The organism is Corallococcus aberystwythensis (genome assembly GCF_003612165.1).
Lineage (GTDB): Bacteria > Myxococcota > Myxococcia > Myxococcales > Myxococcaceae > Corallococcus > Corallococcus aberystwythensis.
Genome location: NZ_RAWK01000242.1, coordinates 1 through 15,328, shown reverse-complemented (window position 1 = coordinate 15,328; position 15,328 = coordinate 1). Strand labels below are relative to the sequence as shown.

Sequence of the window (15,328 nt, the reverse complement as noted above, 5' to 3'; positions counted from 1 at the left end):
GGCTGGAGGAGAAGGGATGGCGGCGGGGACTGCTCCTCGCGGTCCTCCTGGGCCTGCCGGCGGTCGCGGGCGCGGCGCCGGAACCGGACGAAGACGCGGCGGCGGATGCGGATCAGCCGCTGGAGGTCTCCGGGGACGACGACGCGCTGGACGGCGCGGTGGCGCAGGCGATGCCGGGCGGCGCTCAAGGGCCCGTCATGGGTGCGCCGGAACAGGTGAGCGAGCCGGGCGCGCCGGTGCCGGACGCGGCGGTGCCGGGCAAGAAGAAGAAGAAGGACACCGGCCCCAAGGCGGACACGCTGGGCGAGGCGCCGGCCGAAGCGGACAAGGTGGACGACAAGGGCGGGCACGAGCAGCGCATCCGCGTGTTCGGCCGCGTGTTCGCGCGCGCCGCCGCGGACGAGCGCCAGAAGTACGAGCGCGACCTGGACATCAACTCGGCGCGCGTGGGCGTGGCCGCGTCGCTGTCCAACCTGGAAGCGGAGGTGAGCGCGGATCTCGCCTCCAAGACCATCCTCAAGGACGCCTTCGTGCGGCTCGCCGACGACGGCAAGAACCTGCGGCTGTACGCGGGCCGCTTCAAGTCGCCCTTCCTCCAGCGCTCGCAGGAGTCGGCGTGGCGGCTGCCCCTCCAGGAGCGCGGCCTGGTGGAGGACTACCTCACGGAGACGAACGCGCTGGGCGGCCGGCGCCTGGGCCTGATGGGCGAGGTGCGGCTCAAGGAGGCCTGGGGCCTGAAGCTGTCCGCGGGCCTCTTCGAGGGCGGCGAGGACGCCACCGGGAAGCGGCTGAGCGAGGACGGCTCCGCGCGGCTGAGCCTCCGCCCGTTCAAGTTCCTCACGCTGGGCACCAGCACGTACCTGACGCAGGTGATTGACGGGACGAAGCAGTACGCGACGGCGGCGGACGCGGAGCTGACGTTCGGGGGGCTGTCATTGACGGGTGAGGCGGCGATGGGCCGGCTGGCGCTGGGGCCGTTCCGCTCGCAGTCGGTGCTGGCCTACTGGACGGTGCCGGTGGGCCGCGAGGGATGGGCGGTGCAGCCGGTGGTGGGGGCGGAGGCACTGCAGTTGCAAGGTGGAATCCAGGCACAGGGGCATTCGGTGACGGGGGGCTTCAACGTGTTGTTGGCGGATTCCTTCAAGGCGCAGGTCCAGGCGGAGCGGGCGCTCCGGCCGGGGGACGTGACGCCCGCGCTCGAGCTGTCATTGCAGCTGGCCACCCGCTTCCGGTGAGGAGACTGGAGATGATCTCGTTCGCTGAAGGCGAAGTGACGAAGCTGCGGCGTGAGTTCAAGCGCGTGCTGGAGGCCTCGGAGGCCAAGGCGGTGTGCTCGCGGCTGTCGCAGGAGTTGGGCGGGGTCCTGCCGCCTCCCACGCGCATCGTGTCCGTGTACTTCGACAAGCCGGGGTTTCCGCTGACGGCGCGCGCGCTGAACACGCCGGACGACTGCCTCAAGGTGAGGACGAAGGAGTACTCGCCGGACGTGGGCGCGGCGGGCCGGGAGCGCGTGGTGCTGGAGGTGAAGCGCGAGCGCAACGGGCTCACGCAGAAGCGGCGCGTGTGGGTGCCCCGCTCGGAGCTGGGCCGGGCCCTCAAGGGTGGCGTGAGCCTCCTGCCGCTCATCGCGGGGGGCAGCCTGTCCCCGGTGCTGGCGGTGACGTACCGGCGGCACGTGTACCAGGTGTCGCAGGAGTGGCGCGTGACGGTGGACCGGGACATCGGCTTCCACGCCGTCTCGCCGGAGCTGGCCCTGTCGCCCACGGCGTTGACGGTGGAGCGGCTGGGGATGCCCGTGTGGGAGGACTCGCGGGTGGTGTTGGAGGTGAAGCACCTCGGGGCGGAGCTGCCCGAGTGGCTGTCGGCCCTCAATCCGGGGGGCCCGGCGGCGTACAGCAAGTTCGCGGAAGGCATGGCGCGGGTGCATGCCTTCGCTTCAGGTGGCGTTGGGGTCGTAGGGGGTTAGGGCACCGTGTTCATCGATTTCGAAGGCATTGACGGCAGCGGCAAGACGACGCTGTCCAACCTGCTCGCGTCCCGGCTGAAGCGGCTGGGCTACAAGGTCGCGCACGCGCGCGAGGGGGGCGAATTGCAGTCGCCCACCGCGCGGCGCATCCGGGACCTGACGCGCGACGCGCGGCTCCTGGAGATGGGTTCGCGCGCCGAGTTCTTCCTGAACCTGGCCCGCGACGCGCAGCAGTTGGAGGAGGTCATCGCCCCCGCGTTGAAGCGCGGCGACGTGTGCATCACCGACCGCTACCTCTACTCGCAGCTCGCGCTGACGGGCGGCGGACGGGGCCTGAAGGAGGAGCAGCTCTTGCCCTCCTGCGAGCTGGCGTCGCAGGGGCTGTGGCCGGACCTGGTCATCCTGGTGGACGTCGACCCCGACCTCGCGCGGCTGCGCAAGCGGCTGGGCAAGGTGCAGAGCGGCAAGGTGAACGACGCGGACAGCCGCAAGGGGCTCGTCGGCGCGGGTCTGGCGGTGCGCGTGCGCGAGGCGTTCCTGGCGCAGGCCCGGAAGGACCCGTCGCGGTGGATCATCCTGGAGAACAATGATCAGCCGCTGCGCGTGCTGGAGCAGCGCCTGGTGGACGCCGTGGTCGCGCGGCTGGAGGGCCGTGAGCAGCCGGTGCAGCGGCTGGTCCCCGCCCCTACCCCGCCGCCTCCGGGCGTGGCGTCGGTGGACGACGTGGAGGAGCGCTTCTTCCACGCGGTGGACGCCCTGGAGGCCCGCGAGCCGCAGCTGGCGGCGTGGCTGCTCAACGGCATCCCGGGTCTGGCCTCGCACCAGCGCCGGCTGGCGTACGCGGAGCGGCTGCCGGGGCTCGTGGCCCGCAGCCTGAACGGACTGGATGACGACACGGCGTGGACGCTGCGCGACGTGCTGTCGGCGAGCGTGCCGGCGGACGTGGCCGAAGGGCTGGGCTTCGTGACGTCCCCGCGCTCGCACGCGCTGCGGCAGCGGCTGTACGCGCAGGCGCCGGAGGCGGTGCTGGAGGGGCTCAAGCGCCAGGACTCGCCGGAAGCGTGGGCGCTGCGCGAGCGGGGCATGAAGGACGGTCACCTGTCCGCGGTGCTGCTGGGCCTGGCGGGCGTGGACACCGAGGAGTCCTGGGTGGTCCGCGAGGCGGGCATGCAGCGCAAGCTGTACTCGGAGGTGGCGCGCAGCCTGGGCGGCCTGGACTCGGAGCGCGCGGAGGCGCTGCGCGAGGCGCTGATTCCTCACGACCGGCTGGCGGTGCTCAAGAGCACCACGGGGCTGGAGACGCCGGTGGCGGTGGGGCTGCGCGAGCAACTGGAGAAGGGCGCGCTGAAGCTGGTGCTGCGCTCGCTGACCGGGGTGGACACGCCGCGCGCCTGGGAGATGCGTGAGCGGGGCGCGGCGCTGACGAAGGAGGCGCTGGACTCCGTGGACGGGATGGATTGTCCGCGCGCGTGGAAGCTGCGGGCCTCCGCGGCGCGCCGGTGGCCGGCGACGGTGGTGTCGTCGATGAAGGGGCTGCCGCTGGTGGCGGAGACGCGGGCGCTGCTGGACCGCATCCTGGAGGAGCAGGCCGGGAAGATGCCCGTCCTTCGCAACGCGTACGCGGTGGTGGCGCAGGCGCGGGTGATGGAGGGGGCGCAGCGGCCGGCGCGGTCCGTGGTGGAGACGGCGGGAGTGGACGCCGGGCGGCAGGAGGCATGACGCCCATGGAGGGTCCGTTCGGAGCGCTGTTCCAGGACGTGGAGCAGGAGCTGCAGGCGCTGTCGATGGGGGCCATCCTCCCCCGGCTGGTGGCGTCGGCGCTGATTGGCGCGGTGTTGTCGTCGCGGCCGTGGCGGCTGATTCTGGGCAAGCCGCTGCCGAAGGTGGAGATGGTGCAGGCGCAGATCCTCCTCTGCGCGGCGGCGGCGGTGATTACCGCGGTGATTGGCAACAGCGTGGCGAAGGCGTTCGGGCTGGTGGGCCTGGGCGGGTTCGTGCGGTTCCGCTCGGGGCTGAAGGACCCGCGTGACGCGGCCATCCTGTTCCTGGTGATTGGCCTGGGCATGGCGTGCGGCCACGGCAACCTGGTGCTCGCGTTCGTGGGCACGATGTTCGTGGCGGTGCTGCTCTTCGTGCTGGACCTGTTCGAGAAGAAGGCCGTGGCGACGAAGGAGGCGAAGCAGCGGCTGGTGGTGTCCGCGCAGGCGGACGACCTGGTGCGCGCGGAGGCCACGCTGAGGACGGCGCTGGGGGAGCGCAACGTGCTGGTGAAGAGCTGCGCGTTGGACTTCTCCGCACGGCGCGTGGAGCTGGAAGTGGAGGAGCCGGAGCCGGGAAGCCTGGCGGCGGCGTTGGGACGGACGGAAGGCGCGCCCCTGCGGGGGCTGCGGTGGACGGCGGTGAGCGCGAAGGGCGCGCGGGAGGAGACGGTATGAAGTTCAGGAAGCTGGCGGTGCTGTTCGCGGCGTGTGGGGCCCTGGCGGCCTGTGGTGGCGGCGGGGGCAGCCTGCCTACGGGGAATGATCCGGGCGCGCCCACGACGAACCCGGACGGCTCGGTGGACCTCCCGGGCAACCCGGTGGACCCGAACACGGGCGGCGGCACGAAGCCGGATCCGCAGGCGGAAATGACGACGCTGTGGCCGCTGACCACGGGCTCCACCTGGACCTACCGCATCACCGATGACGTGGAAGGCGTCTTCAACAAGGTGGTGACGGTGCAGGGGCCGGAGACGGTGCCGGGCACGGCCATGACGGCGGTCAAGGTGCACAGCAAGCAGGACCGCACGCAGACGGGCACGGTCTACGAGGAGAACTCCTGGCAGCTGGAGCTGACGACCGGCGTGGTGGTGCGTCTGCGCGAGGAGGACATCCTGGACGGGGTGGCCTCGAAGGCGACAACCTGGTCCCCGGCGATGATGAAGTCCCTGGCGGCGACGCCGACCTCCGTGCCCTGGGAGCACCAGGACAAGGTGCGCGAGCTGATCACCTATTCCGCGGGCGGGACGGAGGGGAAGGACCCGACCTACGTCTGGAAGGTGCTGGAGAAGGACGTCACGGTGACGACGCCCGCGGGCACGTTCACCAACGCCATCAAGGTCCAGCGCGACAAGCTGAACAAGAGCGGCGAGGTGAAGGAGGAGAAGCAGCGCAGGTACTGGCTGGTTCCCGGCGTGGGCAAGGTCCGCGAAGAGGGTGAGCGGACGGAGGAGCTGGTGTCCTACGACGTGAAGAAGCCGTAGGCCCCTGATTCATCTGGATGGAATTGAGCCCGGGTTGGCGCGAGGGAGCGCTGGCCCGGGCTTTCTGATTGGAGACGCCTCCAACTCACTCCCCGGAGGGAGTTTACTGCCCCAGGCCAGGTCAACCCAGAACAACCCCTGGAGCCGACCTGAAAGCTTCAGAGATACCATCATACAACCGCCCCATGCTCTCAGGATTCCTGCCCGGCGTAGCAGGACCCCGACTCACATCCAACCAGCTACCACACCCCACAGAAACCGCTGAAGCAACAGCCGCAGCCCCATCCCTCCCCAGGCAACTATTCAAGTCACAGAATTCATTGACAACAAAACCATCAGAAAACCGAATTCCATTCAAACATAGGAACTCAGCAAGGGCAAAGCACATATCGCCAGACACCACCCCAACAACCGCCTCCACTCGACGAGCAACCTCACAAAGAAACACGAAATCCGGCTCCCCACTGAACTCCGGAGGAGCAGCCGGCAGAGAATCCACATACTCCCTTATCGCTTCAGATCTCACTCTTGCTACCCCAGCGGCTTTCAACCTGCTGATGTACTTCGCGATTCGTTCCGACTCCAGGGACGACGATCCGATGGACATCCACCGCCCACCCCTCCGAGACGGAGTAGACCAAGCTTTCGCCAACTGCGAGCGGGCATGCGGAATCTCCATGGCCCCGAGCAAACTCAACAGGCTTCACATCACCACATATTCGCCTGGCACCGGCGTACGCCAATCCCCACGTCCGGCGCGTGCGGGTGCGATCATCAACGATTCCCTTCAGCACACGAAGCGCATCACATCGAAGTCCCTCGTGACTGTGACCCAACCTTGGAGGCCCTGGACCTCACGGCACTACGCCCAGCGCCTGGCAGTAGAAACTGAGTTCGTCGACGTCCTGCTCCACCAGTGCCGTCAGCGTCGTGCCGCCGCCGTGCCCTGAGTCCCGGAGCGGCAGGAGGATGAAGGGTCCGCCCTGGGTGCCCTCCGCTTGGAGCCTCGCGACCATCTTGAGCGGGTCCTGCGGCGGGGCGACCTGATCATTCAGGGCCGACGCGAAGAGCATCGTGGGGTAGCGACGGTCGGGCAGGACATTGTGGTACGGCGAATAGCCCGCGAGGTATGCACCTTCCACCGGGTCGTCGGGCGAGCCGTATTCGACCACCGCCGAGCCCAGGTGGCTGAACCTCGGGAAGCGCAGCATGTCGAGGACGGGGGCGCGGCAGTAGACGGCTCCGAAGGCTTCGGGTGCTTGCATCGCGGTGACCGCGACGAGCAACCCGCCATTGCTGTTGCCGCGTGAAACGAGCCGGGCAGGCGTCGTGTAGCCAGCGGAGACGAGCCAGCGCGCCGCCGCGATGTAGTCATCAAAGGCGTTCTGCCGCCGCGTCTTGAGGGCCGCCTCGTGCCATGCACGACCATATTCGCCGCCACCCCGCACGTTCGGGAAGGCGAGCACACCGCCCAATTGCAGCCACGCGGCGTTGACCGCGGTGAATCGCGGCTCCATGGAGATGTTGAAGCCCCCGTAGCCACTCAGCCTCACGGGCTGGCATCCGTCACGCACCAGGTCCTTCCGGTGGATCAGGAACATCGAGACCCGCGTTTCGTCGAGCGACTCGTACCAGACCTGCTCTGTCACGTACTCGGACGCGTCAAGTCCGACGTCGGGCACGTGGTACGGCGTCAGGCGATCCTCCGAGTAGTCGTACCGGTAGACCGAAGGCGCCTGCACGTACGACTGGAAGTTCACCCACACCTCGCCGCCGCTCCAGGAACCGCTGATGCCGCTGACGATGCCCTCCCCTTCGTTGCGGTTCACCGAACCCAGGGCCGGCAGCTGGAGGCCGCGCAGCCAGGTGCCGTTCTCGGCGTGGATGCTCACCCGATGGGATGCCGCATGCGAATAGACGGCGTAGAGCCGGCCTCCGACACCGGCGACCGTCTGTAGCGTGTCCTCCCCTTCCGGGATGAGCGTCCGCCACTCTGTCGGCGCTGTGAGCGACGCGACACACAGCCGGCCGCGCGGTGCATCCCGATCCGTCAGGATGAGCAGCGATTCGCCAATCACTTGCACCTGCTGGAGCGACCGCGGTTCCGGTGCCACCGGAATGAGTGCTTCATCCTCGATGCGCAGGAGGTAGACAGCGTTGGCGTGCACGTAGTCCCACTTGGTGAGCACGGCGAAGCGGCGGCACTCGCTGACCTTGACGGTGCACCAGTACTCCTTCACCCGGTTGTCGCCGAAGATGCGCCGGGCCGGCCTATCCGAGCCGAGCCGGTGCTCATAGATGGCATTCCAGTGCGCCTCGTCGCCCGGAGGGACTTCGCCGGGTTCTGGGCACGCTGCATAGAAGAACCCGGCCCCGTCGGGCCTCCAGGCCAGCGACGTGTGGCTCGTGCCTCGCGGCCGGTCCGGCAGCAGTCTCCCGGTCTCTACGTCGAGCACGTGGATCAACGCGCCATGGGTTCCCCCCACAGCCTTTCCGAACGCGACGTACGCACCCTCCGGTGACGGCACGGCGAAGGTCAGCGCCTCGGTGTCCGCCCAGGTGTTGGGGTCGAGCACTGTCTCGAGCGGCGCATCCCTCCCTCGCCGGAACATGAGCCGGGGCTTGTCGTCGCTGGCGTCCGCCCTCCAGACAAACTCGCGTCCAGAAGGACCGGCCAGGATGGGCGGGGAGCAACGGGCATGGCGCGCGGAGCGAGCGACCAGGTCCCGCAGCCGCTCGCGTCCCGGCACCGCGCGCAGCACCGAGTGCGTGACGGCCTCCTGTGCCGCCATCCACGCCTGAGCCTCCCCGGAATCGCGCTGCTCCAGCCAGCCGTAAGGGTCGTCAAACCACCGGCCATGCAGCGTGTAGCCTCCCACCGGGTCACGTCGTGCCAGGGGAAACTCCAGGGGCTTCATCATGGGCACGTCCCCGGTAGGCACACCCCGGCCACATTCGACTGTCTCGACAGCACTTCGCCCCTGTCCGCTTCCATCGCGTGCCTCCTCGCGGAACCTACTGTCCGTTTCCGAGCACGCCTGGCGCCATGCCTCTCAGCGAGCAGGTGCACCTTCCACAGGGACACGTGACATCGAAGCGGGTGAAGGGACGCTCCAGGACCGTGGCGCGGACCTCCAGCCGCCCTTCGCAGTAGGGACACGGCGTCTCCAGTTCGCGGCCTTTGCGGTGCGCCTGGATGGCGTCCAGGAGCGCGTCCTCCCGGCGCTTGAGCAGGGGCAGGTCCTCCAGCAATGGCGTCTTCCCGTCGCGGAACGTCAGCAAATGCCAGACCCGGGCGCGTACCACGATGTCCTCGGAGTCGCGCAGCGCCAGCAGGGTCCGGTTGAACCGGTCCAGGTCCCATCCCCGAATCCGGACCGCGATCAACAGGGCGTTGTGCAGCTGCCGGGGATTCGCCCCGCCCGTCTCCAGCAGCTCCATCAGGAAGCCGAAGCCCTCCTGCTTCATCCGGGTGAAGACGAGCACCTCCACACGGTTCCAGTCCTTCCGGTCCAGGAACCCGAGCAACCGTCGCCGTGTTTTGCCTTCAATCGCCACCGCGCCTCCTCCCAGGAGTGGTCGTCCGTGGCGCAGCTTGCCTGACAGAACCGCCCGGCGCTCAGGCCCGCGCGGCGTCGTCGTACGACACGCGCAGGCCGTCGTGCGTCACGGTGACGACGCCCGCGGGCACGTTCACCAATGCCATCAAGGTCCAGCGCGACAAGCTGAACAAGAGCGGCGAGGTGAAGGAGGAGAAGCAGCGCCTCTACTGGCTGGTTCCCGGCGTGGGCAAGGTCCGCGAAGAGGGTGAGCGCACGGAGGAGCTGGTGTCCTACGACGTGAAGAAGCCGTAGGCCACGGGTTCACGTGCTTGGGATTGAAGTCCGGGTTGGCGCGAGGGATGCGCTGGCCCGGGCTTTCTCATGACCGACGGAAGCCCTCTGGAAACACGACGCCGCGCGGAGCCAGCGGCAAGGCTTCATGCGCGAGCTGTCTTCGCAACCCGTTGATCTCCGACACGTAGAGCGCTCGGTCGAAGACGAAGCGGATGGGCTCCGAGGCCACCTCCAACGTCCATCGCACGGTCGAGTCGTCGAGGTCCACCTCCACGCCCTCCCACCCGCCGTCCTCCGCGATGCCGCAGGCGCACGTGAAGATCAAATAGCGGCCGGAGCCGGTCGCGCTCTTCTCCAGCTCATCGAAGACCACCAGGGCATCGCTGAACTGGGGACGGCTCTGGAGCTCTTCGCCGTCAATGCCGATCCGCACGAAGGCCACTTCCGAAAAGCGGATGCCATCCAGCTCAAGGCTCCGCCCATCCGTCACGCGCTCAAGGGACAACGTCAGGACATCCATCAAGCAAGTCCCTGCTCAGGCCCGAGCGGCGTCGTCGTACGACACGCGCAGGCCGTCGTGCGTCACGGTGATGAAGGGGCGGCCCATCCAGCCGCAGTGCGTACAGACCGCGTTCGGACCGGTCGCCGTCACGCGCACCGGCAGGTCCGACTCGCACACGGGGCAGCCCTCGGGGAGGGTGTACTCACGGGTCTGGGAGTGGACTCCGGTCATGTCTTCAGGGGTAACGCAGCCCTCGGACTCCGCAAGGCGCCCCCTGCGCCTCTTCCCTGAAACATGCGACGCAGGCCCGTTCGCCTGCCTTTCCGCCGCAGCCAACGCCCGCTCCCCTGCCTACTCCCTGACGCCTGATTTCCGGATGATCGTTGAGCGATGAACGGTTGCCCTCCGTCCCGAATGTCTCGGGCCGGAGGAATCATGGACCGGACGAAGTCTCTATCGCTCGCTGCCCTGGCTGCCCTCTTCGTGGGTGGCTTCGCCTCGGGTGACGCGCTCGCCCTGCCGCGTGATCCCTACCTTCAGAAGGTGGGCCCCGACACCGCCACCGTGGCGTTCCGGCTCTCCTCGAGCTGCTCCAGCGCCCAGGTGCGCTACGGCGTGGGCACGGCCAGCCAGACGGCGAAGTCCTCGGCCACCGCGAAGATCCACGCCGTGGTCCTCACCGGCCTGACTCCCGGCACCTCCTATACGTACTCCGTGGACGCGTGCGGTGAGACGACCCCGGCGAAGACGTTCAGCACCGCCCCCGTGCCCGGCACGCGGCGCGTGCACTTTGGCGCCGTGGGCGACTTCGGCACGGGCGGCAGCGATCAGAAGAAGGTCGCCGCCTCCATGCTCGCCAACAAGCCGGAGCTCTTCGTTGCCCTGGGAGACAACGCCTACGCGTCCGGCACCGAGGCCGAGTTCCAGACCAACCTCTTCACCCCCATGGCCGCCCTGCTCGCGCAGGTGCCCATGTTCGCCACGCCCGGCAACCACGAGTACGTCACCAACGAGGCCCAGCCCTACCTGGACAACCTCTACCTGCCCACCAACAACGCGGAGGGCTCGGAGCGCTACTACTCGTTCGACTGGGGGCACGTGCACTTCGTGTCCATCGACTCGAACTGCGCGGTGGGCCTGGCGTCCGCGAGCAAGTGCACGCTCGCCGCGCAGAAGGCGTTCGTGGAGAAGGACCTGGCCGCCACCACGCAGCCGTGGAAGGTCGTCTTCTTCCACCACCCGTCCTGGTCCAGCGGCGAGCACGGCTCGCAGCTCACCATGCGCCGCCAGTTCGGCCCCCTGTTCGAGAAGTACGGCGTGGACCTGGTCCTCACCGGCCATGACCACGACTACGAGCGCAGCAAGCCCATGCTCGGTGACGCCGAGGCCGGCAAGAACGATACGGGCATCCCCTACCTCGTCGTCGGCGGCGGCGGCGCCACCCTGCGCGAGTTCGCCACCTCTCGCCCGTCGTGGAGCGTCATCCGCGACGACGCAGCTCATGGCTTCCTGGACGTGGACGTCGTGGAGGGCACCCTCACCGCGAAGCTCGTGAAGACGGACGGCGGCACCCTGGACTCGTTCACCCTGTCCAAGACGCTGCCCGCGCAGCCGCAACAGCCGCAGGGCACGCTGAACGTCGCCGTCGACAGCGCCAGTGGCGCCGCGCCCCACACAGCCTCGTTCACCGCGACGCTCTCCCAGGCCAACGCCACCGTCACCTGGGACTTCGGCGATGGCGCCACGGCCGAAGGTGCGCAGGTCCAGCACGCCTTCGCCCAGGCCGGCACCTACACGGTGACGGCCACGGCCACCGCCCAGGGCGCCGCTCCGCTGACGGCCACCACCGTCGTCACCGTGACGTCCAGCGGCACCACCGACCCCGGCACGGGCTCGGGCAACGGGGAGGACCCTGGTACCACGCCGTCCGACCCCGACCCCCGCCCGGAGGTTCCGGCCACGCCCACGACGCCGGGCGTCACGCCGGGGGCTGCGGATGACTCGAACGGGGGCGGGGGCTGCGCCGCCGGTCCGTCCGCCGCACTGATTCCCGCCGCCGCGGCCGTCATCGCCGGCCTCGTGCGCCGCCGTCGCCGGAACCGCTGAGCCCTCCCCGGAGGCGCACCGCACCAGCTGGTCCGACTGTCGGACCAGTTGGACGCCATCGGCGCCGGACCGCCGAGCCCTCCCCGGAGGCGCACCGCCCTGACTGGTCCGACTGTCGGACCAGTTCGGCCCCGCCGGCCCTCCCCAGGGCCAGGAGCGGCCCGCACCAGCTGGTCCGACTGTCGGACCAGTCCGGCCCCCGCCGGGCCAGGAGGCGGACCGCAGGCCCCGAAAAGCCCCCTGAAGTGGCTCCCAGACGCCTCCGGCCGGTCCCTCCAGGGCCTTCCGGGGGCGTCTTTTGCGTTCCCCGCTTGTCAACGCGGCCCGGGGGATGCAAAGGCCCATCCGACATGGCCACGACTCGCAAGCCTGGACCTTCCCGCGGCGGCGCCCCCAAGTCCGGCGGGCCCCGCACGTCCCGCCCTGGCGCTCCGAAGAAGCGCAAGGACGCCAAGGGACGCGCCGACAAACCGAAGATGAGCCGCGCCCAGCACGAACGCGCGCGCCCCAACCCCAACCGCCCCCTGCGCGAGGACCTGGTCCTCCAGGCGTGTCTGGAGGCCTACGGCGGCGTGCGTCGCGAGGGCCGCCTGTCCGACCGCGCCCTGGAGTTCGTGCTGCGCCGCAAGACGGCCCTCTACTCCACCGAGCGCCGTGCCGTGGCCGAGCGCGTCTACGCGCTCCTGCGCCGCCAGCGCACCGTGGACTTCCTCCTGGAGAAGTCGCACCGGAAGTTCGACGCGCTGGACCCCACGCGCCAGGACGTCATGCGGCTGGCCGCGTCCCGCATCCTCCACGGCGAGGACCCCACCTACGTCGCGCGCTCCAGCGGGCTCACCGGCCCGGACATGTCCGTGCTCGACCGCCTGCCGGACGCCGCCGCGGAGCTGGACGCCCTGCCGGAAGCGAAGCGCTTCCCCATCGCCGCGTCGCTGCCGGACTTCCTCGCGGACCGCTTCCGCGCCGTCTTCGGCAAGGACGCCGCGAGAGCCGCCGAGGCCATGAACGAGCGCGCCCCGCTCATCGTCCGCGCCAACACGCTCAAGGGCGACCGCGCCCAGCTCCAGGAGCGCCTGGCCGCGGAGGACGTGGAGTCCACGAAGCCCACGGCCCTGTCCCCCTTCGGCCTGGTGATGGAGACGCGGCTCAACCTCTTCTCCCTCCAGGACTTCAAGGACGGGGGGTTCGAGATCCAGGACGAAGGCAGCCAGCTGTTGGGCATGCTCGTGGACGCGCCGCCCACCCGCGTGGTGGACGCGTGCGCGGGCGCGGGTGGCAAGACGCTTCAGCTGGCCGCGCAGATGAAGAACCGCGGCGACCTGCACGCCCTGGACGTGGACGAGGGCCGCATGGAGGACCTGCGCAAGCGCGCGCGCCGCGCCGGCGTGCACAACGTGCGCACGCAGATCATCCCCCATGAAGGCCCGGACGCGGACGCCGCGCTCACGCCGCTCAAGGGCCTGGCGGACCGCGTGCTGGTGGACGCGCCGTGCAGCGGCACCGGCACCTTCCGCCGCAAGCCGGACGCCCGCTACCGCCTGAGCCCCGAGGACCTGGAGATGCACGTGGGCCGGCAGAAGGCCTTGCTCGCGCGCTTCGCGATGCTGGTGAAGCCCGGCGGCCGGCTCATCTACGGCACGTGCAGCGTGCTGCGCGAGGAGAACGAGAACGTGGTGGAGGACTTCCTGTCCAAGCACCCCGACTTCAGCGTGCGCCCCGTGGCGGAGGTGCTGGGCGCGGAGCTGGGCGCGAAGCTGGGGCCCGGCCCCTTCCTGCGGCTGGCCCCGCACACCCACGGCACCGACGGCTTCTTCGGCGCCGTGCTCGTCAAGGCGAAGTAACCCCGCGGTCCCCAGAAGAAAGGCCCCAAGTCCATGTCGCTCGCCGTCCGCTACCACGTCGCCATGCCCCGCCCGCATGCGCACCTCTTCGAGGTGGAGGCCGCCTTCCCCGCCGGGCCGGACGTGCTCGACGCGGTGATGCCGGTGTGGACGCCGGGCAGCTACCTGGTGCGCGAGTACGCCCGTCAGGTGCAGGACGTCACCGCGTGGGGCCCGGACGGCCAGTCCCTGCCGGTGCGCCGTGTGGACAAGCGCACCTGGCGCGTGGACGCCAAGGGCCAGGCCGTCACCCTGCGCTACCGCGTCTACGCGAACGAGCTGTCCGTGCGCACCAGCCACCTGGACGGCAGCCACGCCTACTTCAACGGCGCCACGGTGTTCCTCTACACGGAGGGCACGCGCGCCCTGCCCCACCACGTCACCGTGGACGCGCCCCCTGGCTGGCGCACCTTCTGCGCGCTGGACTCGGAAGGGGCCACGGTCCACGCGCCGGACTACGACACGCTCGTGGACAGCCCCTTCGAGGTGGGCCCGCACACGCCGCTCACCTTCACCGCCGCGGGCGTGCCGCATGAGGTGGTGGTGTGGGGCGACAGCGTGCCAGACCCGGAGCGGCTGTGCGCGGACATGCAGCGCATCTGCGAGACCCAGGCGCGCATGTACGAAGGCCTGCCGCTCAAGCGCTACCTCTTCCTCGTCTACCTCACCGACAAGGGCCGCGGAGGCCTGGAGCACCAGGCCTCCACCGCGCTGCTCTTCCCCCGCACGGGCCTGTCCTCGCACCGGGGCTGGGAGGACTTCCTCACGCTGGTGGCGCACGAGTACTTCCACCTGTGGAACATCAAGCGGGTGAAGCCGCGCGCGCTGGTGCCGTTCGACTACTCGCAGGAGAACTACACCTCGCTCCTGTGGGCCTTCGAGGGCGGCACCGCCTACTACGACAACCTCTTCGTGCGCCGCGCGGGCCTGATGTCCCCCCCGCGCTACCTGGCCCGGCTGGGTGAGACGCTCAGCCTGCTGCACTCCACCCCGGGCCGCCGCGTGCAGACGCTCACGGAGGCGTCGCTCGTCAGCTGGGTGAAGCACTACCGCCCGGACGAGCACTCCACCAACAGCGCCGTCTCCTATTACATGAAGGGCGAGGTGGTGTGCGCGCTGCTGGACCTGGAGGTGCGCCGCGCCACCCGCGACGCGAAGTGCCTGGATGACGTCATGCGGTTGCTGTGGCAACGCCATGGCGACGGCTCGGGCGTCCCGGAGGACGGCGTGGAGCGGGCCGCCAGCGAGGTGGCGGGCGTGGACCTGACGCCCTTCTTCGACCGGGCGGTGCGCTCCACGGAGGACCTGGACTACGGCGTCTTCGCGCACGTGGGGCTGGAGGTGTGCTTCCGCGTGCGGGAAGCCCCCAACGACAAGGGCGGCACGCCGCCGCGCCTCAAGGCCGAGCCCAGGCCCAAGGGCTGGCTGGGTGTCACCCTGCGCGGCTCCTCCACGCTCTCCACCGTGCCGGAGGGCACGCCCGCGCTGGAGGCCGGCCTGTACCCGGAGGACGACGTGGTGGCGCTGGACGGCTGGCGCGTGGACGGCGCGGGACTCATCGCCCGCTGCGAGGACAAGCGCCCTGGCGACACCGTGCGGGTGACGCTGTTCCGCCGCGACCGCCTGCTGGAGGTGCCCGTGGTGCTGGGCCAGAAGCCCGCGGACGCCGCGTGGCTGCAGCGCGTGGAGCGCCCCACGGACGCGCAGAAGGCCGCGTTCCAGGCATGGCTGGGCGCCCCCTGGGACGAGACTCCCGGCCCGGCGTAGGCTTGCGGGCCGCATGGCCCGCCCACTCCC

General features: G+C 69.9%; 12 protein-coding genes and 1 pseudogene. 9 read left to right on the top strand and 4 right to left on the bottom strand.

Going from position 1 to position 15,328, the window contains the following annotated elements; translation table 11 throughout:
• Positions 1 to 2 precede the first annotated feature (2 nt).
• The 5 genes from D7W81_RS31510 to D7W81_RS31490 are packed head-to-tail and all read left to right on the top strand — an operon-like array spanning position 3 to position 5,207.
• Positions 3 to 1,235 (top strand): putative porin, encoded by a 1,233-nt coding sequence (locus D7W81_RS31510; RefSeq protein ID WP_120559106.1) that lies wholly within the window; start codon positions 3 to 5, stop codon positions 1,233 to 1,235.
• A gap of 11 nt (positions 1,236 to 1,246) precedes the next feature.
• Positions 1,247 to 1,966 carry a VTC domain-containing protein gene (locus D7W81_RS31505; RefSeq protein ID WP_120559105.1) on the top strand — a complete coding sequence of 240 codons (720 nt, stop codon included), beginning with the start codon at positions 1,247 to 1,249 and terminating at the stop codon, positions 1,964 to 1,966.
• Positions 1,967 to 1,972: 6 nt separating this feature from the next.
• On the top strand, positions 1,973 to 3,685 hold the full coding sequence (gene tmk / locus D7W81_RS31500) for a dTMP kinase (RefSeq protein ID WP_120559104.1): 1,713 nt from the start codon (positions 1,973 to 1,975) through the stop codon (positions 3,683 to 3,685).
• Positions 3,686 to 3,690: 5 nt separating this feature from the next.
• On the top strand, positions 3,691 to 4,401 hold the full coding sequence (locus D7W81_RS31495) for a DUF4956 domain-containing protein (protein WP_120559108.1): 711 nt from the start codon (positions 3,691 to 3,693) through the stop codon (positions 4,399 to 4,401).
• The gene (locus tag D7W81_RS31490) at positions 4,398 to 5,207 is read left to right on the top strand and encodes a hypothetical protein (protein ID WP_120559103.1); all 810 of its coding nucleotides are present in this window, start codon (positions 4,398 to 4,400) and stop codon (positions 5,205 to 5,207) included. The genes D7W81_RS31495 and D7W81_RS31490 overlap by 4 nt, the downstream gene beginning before the upstream one ends.
• An 854-nt stretch (positions 5,208 to 6,061) precedes the next feature.
• On the opposite strand, the gene D7W81_RS31485 is transcribed toward D7W81_RS31490, so the two are convergent.
• Positions 6,062 to 8,128 (bottom strand): prolyl oligopeptidase family serine peptidase, encoded by a 2,067-nt coding sequence (locus D7W81_RS31485; RefSeq protein WP_120559102.1) that lies wholly within the window; start codon positions 8,126 to 8,128, stop codon positions 6,062 to 6,064.
• A 94-nt stretch (positions 8,129 to 8,222) separates the two neighbouring features.
• The gene (locus D7W81_RS31480) at positions 8,223 to 8,765 is read right to left on the bottom strand and encodes a hypothetical protein (protein WP_147445688.1); all 543 of its coding nucleotides are present in this window, start codon (positions 8,763 to 8,765) and stop codon (positions 8,223 to 8,225) included.
• Positions 8,766 to 8,872: 107 nt separating this feature from the next.
• Here D7W81_RS31480 and D7W81_RS31475 point away from each other — a divergent pair.
• Positions 8,873 to 9,061: pseudogene (locus D7W81_RS31475) on the top strand (TapB family protein); the annotation flags it as partial.
• A gap of 67 nt (positions 9,062 to 9,128) precedes the next feature.
• On the opposite strand, the gene D7W81_RS31470 reads toward D7W81_RS31475, so the two are convergent.
• Together D7W81_RS31470 and D7W81_RS31465 are read right to left on the bottom strand one after the other, a co-directional pair.
• The gene (locus D7W81_RS31470; protein ID WP_147445687.1) at positions 9,129 to 9,548 is read right to left on the bottom strand and encodes a hypothetical protein; all 420 of its coding nucleotides are present in this window, start codon (positions 9,546 to 9,548) and stop codon (positions 9,129 to 9,131) included.
• Between the two features lie 30 nt (positions 9,549 to 9,578).
• A complete protein-coding gene (locus tag D7W81_RS31465) occupies positions 9,579 to 9,776 on the bottom strand; it encodes a hypothetical protein (RefSeq protein WP_120559099.1) in 198 nt (65 codons plus the stop codon).
• Positions 9,777 to 9,980: 204 nt separating this feature from the next.
• Between D7W81_RS31465 and D7W81_RS31460 the strand changes: the two genes are divergently transcribed.
• The 3 genes from D7W81_RS31460 to D7W81_RS31450 all read left to right on the top strand — a co-directional run bounded on the left by D7W81_RS31460 (position 9,981) and on the right by D7W81_RS31450 (position 15,298).
• On the top strand, positions 9,981 to 11,651 hold the full coding sequence (locus D7W81_RS31460) for a metallophosphoesterase (protein WP_120559098.1): 1,671 nt from the start codon (positions 9,981 to 9,983) through the stop codon (positions 11,649 to 11,651).
• 476 nt (positions 11,652 to 12,127) lie between these two features.
• A complete protein-coding gene (locus D7W81_RS31455) occupies positions 12,128 to 13,492 on the top strand; it encodes an RsmB/NOP family class I SAM-dependent RNA methyltransferase (protein WP_120559107.1) in 1,365 nt (454 codons plus the stop codon).
• Between the two features lie 33 nt (positions 13,493 to 13,525).
• Positions 13,526 to 15,298, top strand: a complete 1,773-nt coding sequence (locus D7W81_RS31450) for a M61 family metallopeptidase (RefSeq protein WP_120559097.1) — start codon at positions 13,526 to 13,528, stop codon at positions 15,296 to 15,298.
• The last annotated feature ends 30 nt before the right edge of the window (positions 15,299 to 15,328 follow it).

What these genes read in the sequence shown, in the direction of transcription:
- D7W81_RS31505 (WP_120559105.1), top strand. Translation starts at nt 1,247, where the DNA reads ATGATCTCGTTCGCTGAAGGCGAAGTGACGAAGCTGCGGCGTGAGTTC.
- D7W81_RS31485 (WP_120559102.1), bottom strand. Translation starts at nt 8,128, where the DNA reads ATGATGAAGCCCCTGGAGTTTCCCCTGGCACGACGTGACCCGGTGGGA.
- D7W81_RS31455 (WP_120559107.1), top strand. Translation starts at nt 12,128, where the DNA reads ATGAGCCGCGCCCAGCACGAACGCGCGCGCCCCAACCCCAACCGCCCC.
- D7W81_RS31495 (WP_120559108.1), top strand. Translation starts at nt 3,691, where the DNA reads ATGGAGGGTCCGTTCGGAGCGCTGTTCCAGGACGTGGAGCAGGAGCTG.
- D7W81_RS31465 (WP_120559099.1), bottom strand. Translation starts at nt 9,776, where the DNA reads ATGACCGGAGTCCACTCCCAGACCCGTGAGTACACCCTCCCCGAGGGC.
- D7W81_RS31460 (WP_120559098.1), top strand. Translation starts at nt 9,981, where the DNA reads ATGGACCGGACGAAGTCTCTATCGCTCGCTGCCCTGGCTGCCCTCTTC.
- D7W81_RS31490 (WP_120559103.1), top strand. Translation starts at nt 4,398, where the DNA reads ATGAAGTTCAGGAAGCTGGCGGTGCTGTTCGCGGCGTGTGGGGCCCTG.
- D7W81_RS31450 (WP_120559097.1), top strand. Translation starts at nt 13,526, where the DNA reads ATGTCGCTCGCCGTCCGCTACCACGTCGCCATGCCCCGCCCGCATGCG.